This window comes from Porphyrobacter sp. THAI-01a, assembly GCF_056868655.1.
In genome coordinates this window covers 1,783,991-1,799,287 of sequence record NZ_CP180579.1, presented here as the reverse complement: position 1 = coordinate 1,799,287, position 15,297 = coordinate 1,783,991, and the positions used below count along the sequence as shown (strand labels likewise).

Sequence of the window (15,297 nt, the reverse complement as noted above, 5' to 3'; positions counted from 1 at the left end):
GGCCACGGGAGAGGGTTCCGGTTACGGGAGGCGTTTCAGACGGCAACGGCTGGCAGAGCCGGGCGTTCCGGCCAAGGTGGGGCCGATGCGCGGGTATTCAACTGATGCACAGGCCCCCGTCAACGGGCAGACACTGGCCGGTGATGTAGTCCGAATGCGGCGAGGCGAAGAACACCGCGAGGCCTTCGAGCCCCGCATGGTCGCCCGGGCGGCGCAGCGGGATGCGGCGGCTCATCCATTCGGCGAATTTGGGGTCGGCCTTGGCGGTGATGTCGGTCTCGTAATAGCCGAAAAGCAGGGCGTTAGCGGTGATCCCGTAGCGCGCGAGTTCGAACGCGGCGGCGCGGGTGAGGCCGTTGAGGGCGGCCTTGGAGGCGGCGTAATCCGACGAGCGGTTCACCCCCATGATCGACTGGCCCGAGGAGGTCGCGATCAGCTTTCCGCCGGGATCGCCTTCCTTCGCCCGCGCGATCATGTGGCGGGTCACGTACTTGTAGACCAGCGCCGCCCCGCGGGTGTTGACCGCGAGCGTCCGGTCCCAGCCTTCGGCGGTGATGTCGGGGATAGCCGTCCCCGCGCCCGAAATCCCGGCATTGGCGAAGCAGACATCAACCCGCCCGAAGGCACCGAGGGTCTGTTCCAGCGCAGCGGCGATCGCGTCCTCCTCGGCCACGTCGCAGGTCAGCGCCAGCACGTCGCCATCGCCCAGACCGCGCAGTTCCTGGACCGCAGCGGCGTTCTTGGCGGGGTTGCGGGCGAGGATGGCGACATGGGCGCCCGCCTTGGCGAGCCCGCGGGCCATCGCAAGGCCGAGCCCGCCATTGCCGCCGGTGACGAGGGCCACGCGGCCGGTGAGATCGAACAGGTCCATGCCGTCCCACGTGGCGCAAACGCCGCGCCGGTGCAATACGGGCGGGAACCGCTGCAAGGGCTGCCGGTTTGTGCCCGCATGGACGGACAGACCTCGCTTTCACCCGCAGCGCGGGCGCTCGGCTATGCCGGGCTGCTGCCGCAGATCATCTGCATCGCGTTGATCCTGACGGGCCACGAATGGCGCTATTCGGCGCTTGCCGGGGGCTTCGCCTATGCGGCGGCGATCTTCAGCTTTCTTGGCGGTGTATGGTGGGGACAGGCGCTCGGACACGGGCGGGCGGGCACGGGTCCCTATATACTCGCCGTGCTCCCGAGCCTGATCGCTGTGGCGCTGTTCCTGCCCTGGACTTTCGGCTGGGACTGGCCCGGACCGGCGATGCTCTACCTCGGCGCGCTGATCCTGCTCTCGCCGCTTGTCGACCGCGCCCTAGGCTTTGCCGGGCCGGGTTTCCTGCGTCTGCGCTGGCACCTATCGCTCGGTCTCGGCGGGCTGACGATCGGGCTTGGACTTCTGGCGCCGCAGGTGCTGTGACCCGCGTGCGGACAAGCGCGAGGGCGGCCCGTTTGCGATGAATTAACCACCATACCCTAGGGAGAAGCTTGGGTTTCCCCACGGGACATCGCGCTTGATCATTGCCTCGCTTAAGTCACTGGCCGACAGGATCCGGCGCACGTTCGGCAGAACCGGCGGACAAGTTCCTGTATCTGCGAGAGAATTGGAAGGCCGCTCGGGCACGGACATCGTCCTGCGCAAGCGCATCAAGGTGGCCGTGCTCGCCATCGGACTCGGTTTGACCTCGGGCGCGATCGATCTGCCCCTTCCGGCCGAGGATGCCTTCCGCGTGATGCGTGCCTACGTCAGGGCGAGACCTGCGCCGCAGGACATCGTATTGATTGCGCTCGATGACGCCTCTCTCAACGAGATCGGCAAGGGGATGCCTTCGCGGTTCGAGGACAGCGAACTGATGGACCGGCTGGTTGCCGCCGGGGTCGACCAGATCGTGTGGGACCGGGTCCACGCCGACCCTCAGACGCCCGAGAGCGACGCGCAATTCGCCCGAACGCTTGAGCGCTATCGAGGGAAGGTTTGGCTCGGCATGGTGCCCGAGGAGACGAGACCCTTCCGCAAGGTCGATGAGATTCTTCCGCACCAGGCGTTTCGGCCTTACGCTGATGCGGCCTCCATGGTGTTCCAGGCCTCGCCGTTCCGGCTCGGGGCGAGAATTCCCACCGAGGTTGAGACCAGCGGAATCCGGTATCCGGCGATCGCGGCCGTTCTCAGTGGGTACAAAGGCGAACCCCGACGTTTTCGGCCGGACCTGGCGATCGATGTCCGCACCCTGCCGAAATACAGCTATGCCGATGTCCTGCGCGGCCGGGTCGGAAAGGCCGAGCTGAAAGGCAAGAGGGTCATCATCGGGGAGGCCTACATCGCGTCGGCCGATGTGTTCGAGCATCCGGTCTATGGCCGGTTTCCCGGGGCGACGCTGCATGTGATCGGTGCTCATACGCTCAAGCGCGGCACTCCTGTCGACCTCTACTGGTATCCTGCCTTGCTGGCCGGTGCTGTCGCCATTGTCGTGGTTGCACTGCGGCGCACCCGTTCGTCCCGTGTCCTGTGGTGCACGGCTGGTGGTTTGCTTGCGGTCACATTCGTGCTCGACGAGACTGCCGTCAGCATCGACATCATGTCCGGGTTGCTTGCCCTCGGCGTCGCGGGCTTCGGCTTCCACCGGATCACGAAGAAGTACTATAGCGGCGATGTCGACGCGATGACCACCTCGGCGCTCAGCCTCGACCGGACCAATTCGGGCCGCGACGTCTATGCGCTCAAGATCTCCAATCTGTCGGAGATTTCCGAAGAATGGAGCGAGCGCGAACTCGGCGAGTTCGTGAACAGTCTCATCGCATACGTCAAGGAACCGGGCGAGGTCGCCGATATCGCCTTCGAGCGCGACGTGCTGGTGTGGTTCGCGCCCCGCATGGATGCGGTCAGCCTCGAACGCCATGCCGACGGCCTTGCGCTGATGCTCAAGACCGCGATCAGCTACGACTGGCAATCGACCAACAGTGCGCCGGCGCTCGGCATCGACATCAACTACGCTCTGCCGATCAGCCAGCGAATCAAGAAGGCGATGCAGGCCGCCGACGAGGCGGCGACTCGCGGGGTGCGTTTCATCATCAATGATGCCGCCTATCTCGAGGCGCGCAACCATCGGCTCGGGATGATCCGCCTGCTCGAAAAGGGCCTGCGCGACCGCGACATCGGGGTCGCCTACCAGCCGAAGGTCGATCTCGCCTCGGGCCGGATCGTCGGTGCGGAGACGCTGATCCGCTGGCGACCCGAAGGCGGTGAGTTCGTCAACGCGCAGGACCTGGTGCTTGCCGCCGAGGCGGGCGACCGGATCAACGAACTCACGCTGGTGGTGATGGAAGGCGCGTTGCTCGAGGCCAAGCAGGCGATCGCGCTCGACCCGCGCTTCAAGCTGGCCGTCAACATGTCGGCCAAGAGCCTGTCCGACACGCATCTTCTGTTCGACATCATGACTCTGCTGGGCCGCTACGGCTTCCCGGCCGAGAACCTGACGCTGGAACTGACCGAGACCGCCAAGCTGGAGGATCACCGCATCGCCCCGCAGATCGCCGCGCTCAAGGCGCGGGGGATCGGGCTATCGATCGACGACTTCGGGACCGGCGAATCGAATCTGGAATACATCGAGAAGCTGCCGAGCTCCGAACTGAAGATCGACAAGCGCTTCGTGCAGCATATGGCGACCTCGGAGGAAAGCCGGGCGGTGGTACGGGCGACCATCGAGATCGCCCATTCCCTAGGCAAGATCGTGGTCGCCGAAGGCGTGGAGGACGCTGCGGTCCTGGCCGAGCTCAAGGCAATGGGCTGTGATCAGGCGCAGGGATATTTTTTCTCGCAGGCGATCACAATGCCCGAACTGCTCGCCATGATGGGAGACAGGCGGATCGCACTTAACGTTTGATTAAGGTTAATTATGTGCTATAGAACCTCTCGAGCGCAATGGTCGCTGGTAGGAGGTTTTTATGTGGGAATGGATCACCAACGCGGGTGGCGTTCGCTAATCCGCTGACTTCAAAGTCAAGAGTAAGCCCCGGGAAACCGGGGCTTTTTTCGTTTATGCTGGAATTTGCGGGGGATCGCCACGCAGCTGATCCGCCCTGCCAACGACGGCGCAATCCGCGCGAATCATGGTTAATCGCGAAGAGCCAGCACCGGTCTTTCACAGATTGCGGACCATTCCCGGAACTGTTCTTCGCAAATGTCCGGCTTGCGCGAAATTGGTCGGGGAGAGAGGATTCGAACCTCCGGCCCCTGCCTCCCGAAGACAGTGCTCTACCAGGCTGAGCTACTCCCCGACCGTGTCGGCTCCGCTGGGTCGAAAGCCCCTGCGGATCGAGGCAAGGCGCGCCCTATAGGTGTGGATTGGCATGGTGGCAAGCGCTCAAATGCGCCCTATAGTCCGGGTCATGGCCAGTGCTGCGAATCCCCTTCCCGCCAAGGTTTCTCCCCATCCCGAACAGCAATATCTCGATCTCATGCGGCAGATCTGGGAGACCGGCAGCGAGCGGATCGACCGCACCGGGGTGGGGACGCGCTCGGTGTGCGGCAGCGTGTTGCGATTCGACCTCGGCGGAGGCGCGATGCCGCTGCTCACCACCAAGCGGGTCTACTGGAAGACCGCGACGCGCGAATTGCTGTGGTTCCTGACAGGCGAGACCAACATCCGCCCGCTGGTGCTGCAGGGCGTGAAGATCTGGAACGAGTGGCCCCACGCCAATTACGTGCGCGAGACGGGCGAACAGGTCAGCCTTGACGATTTCGTTCAGCGGATTGCCGAGGACGAAGCCTTCGCCAGGCGCTGGGGCGATCTCGGGCCGGTCTATGGCAAGCAGTGGGTCGACTGGCCGACCTGGCGCTACCGCCCCGACGGGCTCTACGAGAAGGGCGAGGGCATCAACCAGGTTGCGCAGGTGATCGAATCGCTGCGCACCAGCCCGGGCAGCCGCCGCCACATCATCGAAGGGTGGAACGTCGCGGAGCTCGACCGCATGGCGCTGCCGCCCTGCCACAAGACCTACCAGTTCCATGTCGCGGGGGAGGGGGCGGAGGCGCGCCTCAATTGCCTTCTCTACCAGCGCAGCTGCGACGTGGCGCTGGGCCTGCCGTTCAACCTGTGGTCGGCGGCGCTGCTGACCCGCATGATCGCGCAACAGGTCGACATGGAGCCGGGCGAGCTGGTGTGGATGGGGGGCGACGTGCACCTCTATCTGAACCACGCCCACCTCATCGAGGAGCAGCTCGCGCGCGAGCCGCAGGGCCAGCCCCGCCTCGAGATCCTCCGCAGGCCCGAAACAATTTTCGGATATGGGATCGAGGATTTCGTGGTGCATGATTACGCGCCGTTGCCCCCGATCAGCGCCCCTGTTGCGGTGTGACCGCGCGCCCGCGACCGTGCTTGACCGCTCCCCGGCGGTGAAATAAAAATACGTATTCAAGCAATGATTGCACCCGAGTCTGCGGGGGCATGGCGAGGGGAGACGCGCGCGACATGGCCGACCACAGGGCCGACCCGGCAAACCCGGCTGACAGCAACCGCGCGGGCCTCGCGCTCCACGTTCCCGAGCCGAAATACCGCCCCGGCGACGCTGCGGATTTCTCGCACATCGACATCGGCGCCCCCGGCGACCAGCCCCGCCCCGACGAGAGCATCCACCCTTCGCGGATGGCGGGCCTTGCCTATGGCCTCGTGCGCGTGCTGGGTGACGACGATCTCGCCCACGGCCCCTGGAACCCCCGTCTCGATCCGGAGACGCTGCGCACCATGCTCGGCCACATGGCGATGGTGCGCGCCTTCGACGAGCGGATGTTCCGTGGGCAGCGCCAGGGCAAGACCAGCTTCTACATGAAGTGCACCGGCGAGGAGGCGACCTCGATCGCGCCCGCCATGGCGCTCGCCAGCGACGACATGATCTTCCCTTCCTACCGCCAGCAGGGAATCCTGATCGCTCGCGGCTATCCGCTGATCGAGATGATCAACCAGATCTACTCGAACAAGGCCGACAAGCTGAAGGGCCGCCAGCTGCCGATCATGTATTCGAGCCGCGAGCACAGCTTCTTCTCGATCTCCGGCAACCTTGCCACCCAGTGCCCGCAGGCGGTGGGCTGGGCGATGGCAAGTGCGGTGAAGGGCGACAGCCGCATCGCGGCAAGCTGGGTGGGCGAGGGTTCGACTGCGGAAGGCGACTTCCACTCCGCCTGCACCTTCGCGGCGGTCTACAACGCGCCGGTGATCCTCAACGTGATCAACAACCAGTGGGCGATCAGCAGTTTCAGCGGTTTTGCCGGGGCCGAGCGCACCACCTTCGCGGCACGCGGTCTGGGCTACGGCATCGCCGCCTTGCGGGTCGACGGCAACGACGCGCTCGCCTGCTACGCGGCCGCCGAATGGGCCGCCAACCGCGCCCGCGGCAATCACGGGCCGACGCTGATCGAATACTTCACTTACCGGGCGGAAGGCCACTCCACCTCGGACGATCCATCGGGCTACCGCTCGGCACAGGAGCGTGAGGAGTGGCCGCTGGGCGATCCCATCAACCGGCTCAAGAACCACCTCATCGCGCTCGGCGAATGGGACGAGGAACGGCAGGCAGCGATGGACCTGCACTGCGCGGAGACCGTCAAGGCGACCACCAAGGAGGCCGAGAAGAACGGCATCCTCGGCCACGGCCTCCACCACCCGTTCCACACCATGTTCGAGGATGTCTACGAGGAGCTGCCCTGGCACCTCAAGGAGCAGGCCGAGCAGGCGATCCGCGAACGCATCACCAAGTTCGGCACGGAAAGGCCCTTCGGATGAGCGAGCAACCAGCCACCGTGGGCGACGCCGTTCTGGAGGAACGCCGCCTCAACATGATCGAGGCGATAAACGAAGCGCTCGACATCATGCTCGAACGCGATCCCGACGTGATCATCATGGGCGAGGACGTGGGCTATTTCGGCGGCGTGTTCCGCGCGACCGCGGGCCTGCAGGCCAAGCACGGCAAGACCCGCGTGTTCGACACGCCGATCAGCGAATGCGGGATCATCGGCGTGGCGGTCGGCATGGGGGCCTATGGCCTGCGCCCCGTGCCGGAAATCCAGTTCGCCGATTACATCTATCCCGGTCTCGACCAGCTCATCAGCGAGGCCGCGCGCCTGCGCTACCGTTCGGCGGGGGACTACATCGCCCCGCTCACCGTGCGTTCGCCCTTCGGCGGGGGCATCTTCGGCGGCCAGACCCACAGCCAGAGCCCCGAGGCGCTGTTCACCCATGTCGCCGGCCTCAAGACCGTCATCCCCAGCACGCCGCACGATGCCAAGGGCCTGCTGATTTCCGCGATCGAGGATAATGATCCGGTGATCTTCTTCGAGCCCAAGCGCATCTATAACGGGCCGTTCTCGGGCTATTACGACAAGCCCGTGGAGCCGTGGAAGAAGCACCCGGATTCGGTGGTGCCCGAAGGCTATTACAAGGTGCCGCTGGGCAAGGCGCGCATCGTGCAGGAAGGCGAAGCGCTGACCGTGCTCGCTTACGGTACGATGGTCCATGTCGCCGAGGCGGTTTGCAAGGCCAAGGGCGTCGACGCCGAAATCCTCGACCTGCGCACGCTCGTGCCGCTCGACATCAAGGCGATCGAGGCGTCGGTGGAAAAGACCGGACGCTGCCTGATTGTCCACGAAGCGACCCGCACGAGCGGCTTCGGCGCCGAGCTTTCCGCCCTCGTCACCGAACGCTGCTTCTACCACCTCGAAGCCCCGGTCGAGCGCGTCACCGGCTTCGACACGCCCTATCCCCACAGCCTCGAATGGGCCTATTTCCCCGGCCCCGTCCGCATCGGCGAGGCCATCGACAAGCTTCTGAAGGACTGACCCCAGGATGGCTAAGTTCACATTCAACATGCCCGACGTGGGCGAGGGCGTTGCCGAGGCGGAGGTCGTCGAGTGGCACGTCAAGGTCGGTGACCGCGTGGAGGAGGACCAGCACCTCGTCGATGTGATGACCGACAAGGCGACGATCGATATCGAAAGCCCTGTCGCGGGCGTGATCACGCAGCTTGCGGGCGAGGTGGGCGACACCATCGCCATCGGCGCGATGCTGCTGGTGATCGAGACCGAAGGCGAGGGCGAGGTGACCGAAGCGGAAGCCGAAGCCGCTGCGGAGCAGATCGAGGACGAGATGTCCGATGCGCCGACCTCCGATGAGGTTGCCGAGCGGATCGAGGTCGAGACCTCGGACGCCAGCGACCAGGAGGATGCGGCGGCTACTGTTTCACAATCTACCGTTCGCCCTGAGCCTGTCGAAGGGCTGCACTCTTCTTCCGAAGAGAAGAACAGTGCTTCGACAAGCTCAGCACGAACGGATGTGAAGGTCCTGGCTTCCCCCGCCGTCCGCCAGCGTGCGAAGGACCTCGGGATCGACCTTGCGCAAGTGAAGCCCGCCGCCGACGGCCGAGTGCGCCATGCCGATCTCGACGCCTTCCTCGCCTACAACGGCGGCTTCGGCGCGGCCGGCAAGGCTCGGGCCGACGAGACGATCAAGGTCATCGGCTTGCGCAAGCGCATCGCCCAGAACATGGCCGCGGCCAAGCGCCACATCCCGCACTTCACCTATGTCGAGGAGTGCGACGTCACCGACCTCGAGGAACTGCGCGCGCAGCTCAACGCGGCGCGGGGCGAGCGGCCCAAGCTCACCATGCTCCCGCTGCTCATCACCGCAATCTGCAAGGTGATCCCGCAATACCCGATGATCAACGCGCGCTACGACGACGAGGCGGGGATCGTCACCCGCTACGGTGCGGTGCATCTCGGCATGGCGGCGCAGACCGGTTCGGGGCTTATGGTGCCGGTCATCCGTGACGCGCAGGCCAAGAACCTGTGGCAGCTCGCGCGCGAGATCGGGCGCCTCGCCGAGGCTGCGCGCAGCGGCAAGGCGACCTCGGAGGAGCTCTCGGGCTCCACCCTTACCGTCACCTCGCTGGGGCCGCTCGGCGGGGTGGCGACGACGCCGGTGATCAACCGCCCGGAAGTGGCGATCATCGGCCCCAACCGCATCGTCGAGCGCCCGATGTTCGTCCCCGACGGCATGGGCGGCGAGCGCATCGCCAAGCGCAAGCTGATGAACATCTCGATCTCCTGCGATCACCGCGTGGTCGACGGGCACGATGCGGCGAGCTTCGTCCAGGGCGTGAAGAAGCTGATCGAGACGCCGGCGCTTCTGCTGGTCGACTGAATGCGGTAGTGTCGGCGCCGAGGAAGGAGCCGGCATGACCCGCGATCCGCGCATCGACGACTACATCGCGAAGGCAGCCGCTTTCGCGCAGCCCATCCTCGCGCATGTGCGCGCGCTGGTGCACGAGGCGCTGCCCGAGGCGGAGGAAGGCATCAAGTGGGGGATGCCGCACTTCATCCTCGGCGGGCGCAATGTCGTGGGGCTGGCGGCGTTCAAGGCGCACGCCGCGGTCGTCATCCACCACGAGGACCAGTCGGGCGAGGGCATGGGCTCGCTCGGCAAGCTAGCAAGCCTTGCCGACCTGCCGCCCGACGCGGAACTCGTTGCGCGAATCCGGGCGGGAGCGGCGGCGCTCGGCACGCCGCGGCCGAAGCGTGCACCGAAGCCCGAACTGCCCGTGCCGTCCGATCTTGCCGCCGCCCTCGATGCCGCCCCGCAGGCGCGCGCGGTGTTCGACGGCTTCGCCCCCTCGCACCGGCGCGAATACATCGAATGGATCACCGGGGCGAAGCGGGCCGAGACCCGCGCGGGCCGGGTCGCACAGGCGATCGAATGGCTCGCCGAGGGCCGCAAGCGCAACTGGAAGTACGATAAGTGCTGAAGCTTGCAGCCACCCCGAAATTTTGCCGATTGGGCCGTTGACAGCCCGGTGCACCGGCCCTAATGGCGGCGCTCCACGAGCGGGACGGCATCGCCGGAACGCTCCTGGGCAAGCAGTGCGCGGGTGTAGCTCAGTCGGTTAGAGCGCCGGCCTGTCACGCCGGAGGTCGCGGGTTCGAGCCCCGTCACTCGCGCCATTGCTGCCCTTTCTTACCCTACAGAACCTGATCGTAAGCGATGCTGTCGGCCTGTGCCGGCAGGCTGACGATCAACCCGTCATCGGCGATCCGCATCGCGCCGCCGAAGCGGCTGCGCGCCTCGCCGAGGAAGGCGGGCTCGAGGAACCACACGGGCGGGCCGGGGATGACGTGGTAGAACACCAGCGCCTTCACCCCCGCGTCCTCGGCGATGGCGGCGGCCTGCTCGGGCGTGGCGTGATAGGAGGGGATGTCGGCCATGATCTTGGCGACGTCGCGGTTCCCGTTCTTCGCCGCCTGCTTGCCGATCTCGCCCACCAGCTTCGGATTGAGCGCCTCGTGGAACAGCACGTCCGCGCTGCGCGCGAAGGCGGCAAGCGGGGGATGGTTGCTGAGGTCGCCGCTGATCACCACCGAACGCCCGCCATAGCTGATGCGATAGGCGAAGGCGTCCTTCACCGGATCGTGCGGCACGCGCGCGGCGGTGACGGTGACGCCGTTGGCGGCATAGACCACGCTGCCGTCCAGCGCCTCGGGCACGAATTCGCGCGGGGCGCCGCCGAAGCCGCCCGGGCGGGCGACGGCGGGGCCGTGATGGGCGATGCGCAGGCCGCGGTCGGTGGCATATGCCGCCGCGAAGCCATCGACCACGGCGCTCGTGCCCGGCGGGCCGTGGACGGGAAGCGGCGCGCCGCGCCGTCCCGCCATCCACGCCTGCAGCAGCAGTTCGCCCAGTCCGTCGATATGGTCGGAGTGGAGGTGGGTGAGGAACGCCGCATCCAGCCGCTCCATCGGGAAGCCCATCGCGCCGAGCTTGCGGACCGAACCCGAGCCCGAATCGAACACGAGCCCCGTGCGCCCGGCCAATACCGCGAGGCACGGCCCCGCGCGGTCGGCATCGTGCAGCGGAGAGCCCGTCCCGCAGGCATAGACATGGAGGCCATCCGGCAGCGCCGCCGACGGATCTTCGCCGACGCGCTCTTGGATCGCGGCAAGAAACAGCCGCTCGCTGATGGCCTGCTTGCCGAAAGTCCAGGCAAGACCGCCTGCCAGCACCAGCGCCGCAACCGCGACCAACGCGATCCGCTTCATCGTCACTCTCCCCCGTTCGCGTCCCCGGGGGCGGTTATGCGGGGTGCCTGCACGACTGGCAAGCGGGGCGCGTCAGAGGAGTTCAGCGATGCCTGCGCGACGAGAGCCTGCGAGGTCTATCTCAGCGGTTCCTCGGGCGCAGGGGCGGGGGGCGGGGGGCTCCAGCGGCCTGTCTCCATCCAGATCAGGAAGCGCCGCAAGGGCAGCAGCCAGATCAGCCCCAGCACCACATAGACCACCGTCTGCGCCCCGCCCGACCAGTGGCCGATGATCTCCGGCGCATAGCGCGCGATGGTGACGCCGTAGAGCATCAGCAGGAAGAAGAGGCTGACGATGCCGAAAGGGATTCGCCAGGTCGGGGTCTCGCGCATCAGGGCTTTCCGTAGATCCGGGTGGGCGTGACGACTGCATTGAGCGGCACGTCGTGCGGTTCGGTGGGCAGGGCTTCGCACAATTGCGCGTCCCATGCGAGCCCAACGGCGAGGACGGGGGGATGTTCCGCCAGCCAGCGGTCGTAATGCCCGCCGCCCTGGCCGAGCCGCGCGCCATCGGCGGTGAAGCCGACGAGGGGGACGAACAGCACGTGGGGGATGAGCGCCTCGGCGTCGGAGGCAGGCTGGAGGATGCCGAAGGGCCCCACCTCGAGATCCTCCTGCGCGTAGGGATCGGTGTGATGGCGGAAGGTCATCGGCGCGGCGCGATCGGCGAAGTGGGGGAGCGCGATCACGTGCCCCGCGTCGCGGAAGAAGCGCGCATAGGCGGCCGCGGGTGCCTCGAAGGGGCCGGCGTGGTAGAGGCCGATGGTCGCCTCCTGCGGAATCCGCGCGAGCAGCGGGGCGGGCGGGCGGTGGAACATGAGCGCGCGCAGGTTGTCCGGCAGCGCGTCGACATGCGCCTTGCGCGCAGCGCGCAGGCTCTTGCGGAGTTCGTCCTTGGTCATCGCGTGTCCTTCCGCCTGCGCCAGTGAAGAAAAAGCAGGGCTTCGACAAGCTCAGCCCGAACGGAGGAGGAGCGAAAATCGGCCCGCAGGGCCGCAAGCGCGACCGCGCGCCCGGAGGTGTGGCCCCGCAGGAGCCGGTGCCCCCGAGGAAACCGCCTCGTGGAGGCGATGCGGAAAACAAACAAGCCCTCAAGCAGCGAAGCGGTAGGGCATCAGGAACGTGGCGGAACCACCATGGGTCGTTTGCACTCGAAATCCTCTGACGCCAGTAACGTCAGGTGGGCGCCGTTTACCCGAGCCTTCCGGACGGACCGGCAGACAGGGGCAGGGACAGCTCCCATGGATTGCTTATAGCCTCAGGGATATTCAATCGGCTCGTGCCGGGCAGTCCCGCCACTTGCCAATCTAGGCGTTCGCGGCGGCAGCTTCAAGCGCGGCGGCGCTCGCCTCGGCGCGCGCGGCGAGGGCTTCGAGCCGCTCAGCCATGTCCTCGGCCAGCGGGGAGGGTGCGGCGGGGCCGCCGAACAGGTCGAATTGCGGGGTGGCGGCAGGCGCGACCGGCGGGGCCTTGCGCGCCGAGGCAAGCTCGGCCTCGAGCCGCGCGACGGTCTTGCGCAGGGCGTCGAGTTCGGCGGTGTCGGGCGCGGGGGACGGAGCAGGTGCGGGTGCGGGTGCCGTCCGCTTCTTCGCCTCGGCCAGCTCGTCGGCGAGGAACAGCGCCGCGAACAGCAGGTTCTGCGCCTCGAGCGGCGCGCGTGCCTGCCCCAGCTGGGCGTATTTCTCGGCGATCATCGCGCCCAGCGCCCGGATGTGCGCTTCCTCGCCGTCGGCGCAGGCGATGGTGTAGCTCTTGGGGCCGATGCTGAGGGTGACGGTGCTCATGGCGCGGCTCAATCCTCCAGCTGGGCGAGCAGATCATCGAGCTCGCGCAGGGATTCGGCGACCTGTTCGCGCAGCTTCTCGTGGACGTTGACCAACTCCACGACCCGTCCCGAGCCGCCGCCGACCTTGCCGTCCGCGCCCGCCGCCACCTCCCGCGCCGCATCGATGCGCGCCATCGCGCTCTCGATACGGGCCAGCGCGGTTGCGATGCGTTCGGCGGTCATGATGGCTACCGATACCAACAGAAATCATGACGCGCAAAGGCTTGGGGCGGGCTGTTGATAAGTGTGCCGAGGGCGGATGCGCGCGATCTGCGCGCGCGAGGTTGACCTCCCTCTTGGCCTCGGCAATGGCACAGCGCACCGTGACAGGGGTCGAATCGTGCAAAGCGGACGCTGTCGCCGAGCCAGGAGAATATCGTGCCGATGAGCATCGACGCCGCCCGCCTCAAGCCCATGGCCGACGCCATCCGCGCCCTGTCGATGGATGCGGTCGAGGCAGCCAATTCGGGACATCCGGGCATGCCGATGGGCATGGCCGACGTGGCGACGGTGCTGTTCACCGGCCACCTCAAGTTCGATCCCGCCGCCCCGAACTGGGCCGACCGCGACCGCTTCGTGCTTTCGGCGGGGCACGGCTCGATGCTGATCTACAGCCTGCTCTACCTCACCGGCTACGCCGCGCCGACGATCGACGACATCCGCAATTTCCGCCAGCTGACCAGCCCCTGCGCCGGTCACCCCGAGAACTTCCTGCTCGAGGGGGTCGAGTGCACCACCGGCCCGCTCGGGCAGGGCCTCGCGATGGCGGTCGGCATGGCGATGGCCGAGCGGCACCTCAACGCGGTCTATGGCGATGACCTCGTGAACCACCGCACCTGGGTGATCGCGGGCGACGGGTGCCTGATGGAGGGCATCAACCACGAGGCGATCGGGCTCGCGGGGCACCTCGGGCTCGGGCATCTCAACGTACTGTGGGACGACAACCGCATCACCATCGACGGGGCGACCGACCTGTCGACCTCGGAGGACATCAAGGCGCGCTATGCCGCGACAGGCTGGCACGTCACGGAGTGCGACGGCCACGACTTCGCCGATATCGAGCGCGCGTTGCAGGAGGCCAAGGCCGACCCGCGGCCCTCGCTGGTCGCCTGCCGTACGCTGATCGGCAAGGGCGCGCCCAACAAGCAGGGCACCAGCGCCACCCACGGCTCGCCGCTCGGCGCCGCCGAGGTGAGCGCCGCCCGCGAGACGCTGGGGTGGACGCACGAACCTTTCGTGGTGCCGTCCGAGATCCTCGCCGACTGGCGCGGCGCAGGCGAGCCCGGGCGTCGGGCGCATGGCACCTGGGCCGGACACCTCGAGGCGAGCCCGCACAAGGCCGAGTTCGAGCGCCGCATGGCGGGCGATCTGCCGGATGACTTCAGCCTCGCCGATCACATCGCCGGGCTGATCGAGGCGCCCCAGAAGATCGCCACCCGCAAGGCCAGCGAGATCGCGCTCGCCGCGATCAATCCGCGCCTGCCCGACACGATCGGCGGCAGCGCCGACCTCACCGGCTCGAACAATACACTCGCGGGCGGTATCGGGGCCTTCACGCGTGACGACTATGCGGGCCGCTATGTCTATTACGGCATCCGCGAATTCGGCATGGCCGCAGCGATGAACGGCATGGCGCTGCACGGGGGCGTGATCCCCTACGGCGGCACCTTCCTCGTCTTCACCGACTATGCCCGCGGTGCGATCCGCCTCTCGGCGCTCCAGCGCGCCCGGGTGATCTACGTGATGACCCATGATTCGATCGGCCTCGGCGAGGACGGGCCGACCCACCAACCCATCGAGCACCTCGCCTCGCTGCGGGCGATGCCGAACCTCCTGGTGATGCGCCCCTGCGATGCGGTCGAGACGGCGGAGTGCTGGGAGATCGCGCTGGCGCAGAAGGGCCGGCCGGCGGTGCTCGCGCTGACCCGCCAGAACCTGCCGCAGCTGCGCCTGACTGCATCGACGGAAAATCTCTCGGCCAAGGGCGGCTACCGCCTCAAGGCGGCCGAGGCGCCCCGCAAGGTCGTGATCCTCGCCACCGGTTCGGAAGTCGAACTCGCCGCCGCCTGCGCCGCGAAGCTGGAAGAACAGGGCGTGGGCACCGATGTCGTCTCGATGGTCTGCACCGAACTGTTCGACGATCAGCCGGAAGCGTACCGTGCCGACCTGCTGCCCGCTGACGCGCTGATCGTCTCGGTGGAGGCGGCGAGCACCTTCGGGTGGCAGCGCTACACCGGCACGGGCGGCCTCACCATTGGCCTCGACCGCTTCGGCGCGTCCGCCCCGGCGGGCGACCTGTTTGCCCATTTCGGTTTCACCGCGGAGAGTATCGTTCCGCAAATCCTGAACAAGCTCAAGAACTAAGCAGGAGT

At 67.0% G+C, this 15,297-nt stretch carries 14 protein-coding genes, 2 tRNA genes and 1 other RNA gene; 9 read left to right on the top strand and 8 right to left on the bottom strand.

Features of this window, described 5'->3' with window-relative positions:
- Positions 1-97 precede the first annotated feature (97 nt).
- Positions 98-871 (bottom strand): SDR family NAD(P)-dependent oxidoreductase, encoded by a 774-nt coding sequence (locus ACMX37_RS08760; protein ID WP_483145560.1) that lies wholly within the window; start codon positions 869-871, stop codon positions 98-100.
- A gap of 78 nt (positions 872-949) precedes the next feature.
- On the opposite strand from ACMX37_RS08760, the gene ACMX37_RS08755 reads away from it, so the two are divergent.
- Complete coding sequence (locus ACMX37_RS08755) at positions 950-1,405, top strand: DUF3429 domain-containing protein (protein ID WP_483145559.1); 456 nt, start codon at positions 950-952, stop codon at positions 1,403-1,405.
- Positions 1,406-1,499: 94 nt separating this feature from the next.
- The gene (locus ACMX37_RS08750; RefSeq protein WP_483145558.1) at positions 1,500-3,866 is read left to right on the top strand and encodes an EAL domain-containing protein; all 2,367 of its coding nucleotides are present in this window, start codon (positions 1,500-1,502) and stop codon (positions 3,864-3,866) included.
- A gap of 317 nt (positions 3,867-4,183) precedes the next feature.
- On the opposite strand, the gene ACMX37_RS08745 is transcribed toward ACMX37_RS08750, so the two are convergent.
- A tRNA-Pro gene (locus tag ACMX37_RS08745) sits at positions 4,184-4,260 on the bottom strand.
- 111 nt (positions 4,261-4,371) lie between these two features.
- Between ACMX37_RS08745 and thyA the strand changes: the two genes are divergently transcribed.
- The 6 genes from thyA (at position 4,372) to ACMX37_RS08715 (ending at position 9,970) form a co-directional block, all read left to right on the top strand.
- Positions 4,372-5,340 carry a thymidylate synthase gene (thyA, locus tag ACMX37_RS08740; protein WP_483145557.1) on the top strand — a complete coding sequence of 323 codons (969 nt, stop codon included), beginning with the start codon at positions 4,372-4,374 and terminating at the stop codon, positions 5,338-5,340.
- A 113-nt stretch (positions 5,341-5,453) separates the two neighbouring features.
- Positions 5,454-6,761 carry a thiamine pyrophosphate-dependent enzyme gene (locus ACMX37_RS08735; protein ID WP_483145556.1) on the top strand — a complete coding sequence of 436 codons (1,308 nt, stop codon included), beginning with the start codon at positions 5,454-5,456 and terminating at the stop codon, positions 6,759-6,761.
- A complete protein-coding gene (locus tag ACMX37_RS08730) occupies positions 6,758-7,813 on the top strand; it encodes an alpha-ketoacid dehydrogenase subunit beta (protein ID WP_483145555.1) in 1,056 nt (351 codons plus the stop codon). The genes ACMX37_RS08735 and ACMX37_RS08730 overlap by 4 nt, the downstream gene beginning before the upstream one ends.
- A 7-nt stretch (positions 7,814-7,820) precedes the next feature.
- Positions 7,821-9,173 (top strand): dihydrolipoamide acetyltransferase family protein, encoded by a 1,353-nt coding sequence (locus ACMX37_RS08725; RefSeq protein WP_483145554.1) that lies wholly within the window; start codon positions 7,821-7,823, stop codon positions 9,171-9,173.
- A 34-nt stretch (positions 9,174-9,207) separates the two neighbouring features.
- A complete protein-coding gene (locus tag ACMX37_RS08720) occupies positions 9,208-9,774 on the top strand; it encodes a YdeI/OmpD-associated family protein (protein WP_483145553.1) in 567 nt (188 codons plus the stop codon).
- 119 nt (positions 9,775-9,893) lie between these two features.
- A tRNA-Asp gene (locus ACMX37_RS08715) sits at positions 9,894-9,970 on the top strand.
- A gap of 18 nt (positions 9,971-9,988) precedes the next feature.
- Here ACMX37_RS08715 and ACMX37_RS08710 read toward each other — a convergent pair.
- The 6 genes from ACMX37_RS08710 to ACMX37_RS08685 form a co-directional block, all read right to left on the bottom strand.
- Positions 9,989-11,062 (bottom strand): MBL fold metallo-hydrolase, encoded by a 1,074-nt coding sequence (locus tag ACMX37_RS08710; RefSeq protein WP_483145552.1) that lies wholly within the window; start codon positions 11,060-11,062, stop codon positions 9,989-9,991.
- 116 nt (positions 11,063-11,178) lie between these two features.
- Positions 11,179-11,433, bottom strand: a complete 255-nt coding sequence (locus tag ACMX37_RS08705; protein WP_483145551.1) for a DUF2842 domain-containing protein — start codon at positions 11,431-11,433, stop codon at positions 11,179-11,181.
- Positions 11,433-12,002, bottom strand: a complete 570-nt coding sequence (locus ACMX37_RS08700) for a 5-formyltetrahydrofolate cyclo-ligase (RefSeq protein ID WP_483145550.1) — start codon at positions 12,000-12,002, stop codon at positions 11,433-11,435. The genes ACMX37_RS08705 and ACMX37_RS08700 overlap by 1 nt, the downstream gene beginning before the upstream one ends.
- 222 nt (positions 12,003-12,224) lie before the next feature.
- Positions 12,225-12,396: non-coding RNA, 6S RNA (gene ssrS, locus ACMX37_RS08695), on the bottom strand.
- A gap of 11 nt (positions 12,397-12,407) precedes the next feature.
- The gene (locus ACMX37_RS08690; protein ID WP_483145549.1) at positions 12,408-12,884 is read right to left on the bottom strand and encodes a cell division protein ZapA; all 477 of its coding nucleotides are present in this window, start codon (positions 12,882-12,884) and stop codon (positions 12,408-12,410) included.
- Between the two features lie 8 nt (positions 12,885-12,892).
- Positions 12,893-13,108: a hypothetical protein gene (locus tag ACMX37_RS08685; protein ID WP_483145548.1), complete on the bottom strand. Its 216-nt coding sequence runs from the start codon at positions 13,106-13,108 to the stop codon at positions 12,893-12,895.
- 201 nt (positions 13,109-13,309) lie between these two features.
- Here ACMX37_RS08685 and tkt point away from each other — a divergent pair, with 201 nt between their 5' ends.
- Positions 13,310-15,289: a transketolase gene (gene tkt, locus ACMX37_RS08680; protein WP_483145547.1), complete on the top strand. Its 1,980-nt coding sequence runs from the start codon at positions 13,310-13,312 to the stop codon at positions 15,287-15,289.
- The last annotated feature ends 8 nt before the right edge of the window (positions 15,290-15,297 follow it).